The sequence below is a fragment of the Pseudoalteromonas sp. APC 3694 genome, assembly GCF_030407565.1.
GTDB classification, from domain to species: Bacteria; Pseudomonadota; Gammaproteobacteria; order Enterobacterales; family Alteromonadaceae; genus Pseudoalteromonas; species Pseudoalteromonas tetraodonis.
On sequence record NZ_JASDDE010000128.1, the window covers coordinates 1 to 1223 of the forward strand.

Sequence of the window (1223 nt, forward strand, 5' to 3'; positions counted from 1 at the left end):
TAAAACCTAAAACCTAAAACCTAAAACCTAAAACCTAAAACCTAAAACCTAAAACTTTTTGCGGAAAAAACAACCGGCCGGTAGCAATGCGATTTAAGTGCTGGTATACTCCCGCGTCTGCCACGTTGCGTTCTATGTCCTCATATAGTTTAGCCACTTGTGAGCGGCGAAAAAGTCTAAAACTCGAAGGGGTTGTAGCATACTTAGAGCGGTAGTTAATAATAACTACCTGTGGTTTTAATTGAAAAACATTGGATTTTTATAAATGAAAACGTTTGTTGCTAAACCAGAAACAGTAAAACGTGACTGGTACGTAGTTGACGCTGAAGATAAAACTTTAGGTCGCATCGCTACTGAAATCGCTCATCGCCTACGCGGTAAGCACAAAGCTGAGTACACACCACACGTAGATACTGGTGATTACATCATCGTTATCAACGCTGAGAAAGTTACTGTTACTGGTAACAAATTCAAAGATAAAGTGTACTACGCTCACTCTGGTTTCCCAGGTGGTCTTAAGTCTACTACTTTTGATAAACTTCAAGCTGCAAAGCCTGAAATGATCATCGAAAAAGCTGTTAAAGGCATGTTGCCACGTGGTCCTTTAGGCCGCGCTATGTTCCGCAAACTTAAAGTTTACGCGGGTACTGAGCATAACCATGCTGCACAACAGCCTCAGGTTCTAGACATTTAAGGAGCACTATCATGGCAAATCAATACTACGGTACAGGTCGTCGTAAAAGTTCAAGTGCTCGCGTATTCTTACGCCCAGGCACTGGTAACATCGTAATCAACAAGCGCTCTTTAGAAGAGTACTTTGGTCGCGAAACAGCACGCATGGTTGTTCGTCAAGCTCTTGAGCTTGTAGACATGACTGAAAAATTTGACCTTCACATCACCGTTGCCGGTGGTGGTACTACTGGTCAAGCTGGTGCTATCCGTCACGGTATCACTCGTGCACTTATGGAGTTTGACGAGTCACTACGTCCACAACTTCGTAAAGCAGGTTTCGTTACTCGTGATGCACGTAAAGTTGAACGTAAGAAAGTGGGTCTTAAGAAAGCGCGTAAGCGTCCACAGTTCTCAAAGCGTTAATATTTACGTTATCAAGAATTCAAAAACCCAGCTTATGCTGGGTTTTTTGTTTTTAGATTAAATAAAAGGTATTAGGAAGATAAAGGTATTAGGTATCAGGAAGATAAAGGTATTAGGTATCAGGAAGA

At 41.8% G+C, this 1223-nt stretch carries 2 protein-coding genes; both read left to right on the top strand.

All coding sequences use genetic code 11. The features are described from left to right. The first annotated feature begins 265 nt into the window (after window positions 1–265). Window positions 266–694, top strand: a complete 429-nt coding sequence (gene rplM / locus QMA00_RS18820) for a 50S ribosomal protein L13 (protein WP_008110876.1) — start codon at window positions 266–268, stop codon at window positions 692–694. An 8-nt stretch (window positions 695–702) separates the two neighbouring features. Then, entirely contained in the window at window positions 703–1095 is a 393-nt protein-coding gene (gene rpsI / locus QMA00_RS18825) for a 30S ribosomal protein S9 (RefSeq protein ID WP_024600778.1), read from the top strand. The last annotated feature ends 128 nt before the right edge of the window (window positions 1096–1223 follow it).

Coding starts and splice junctions, on each gene's coding strand:
- rplM (WP_008110876.1), top strand. CDS start 266: ATGAAAACGTTTGTTGCTAAACCAGAAACAGTAAAACGTGACTGGTAC.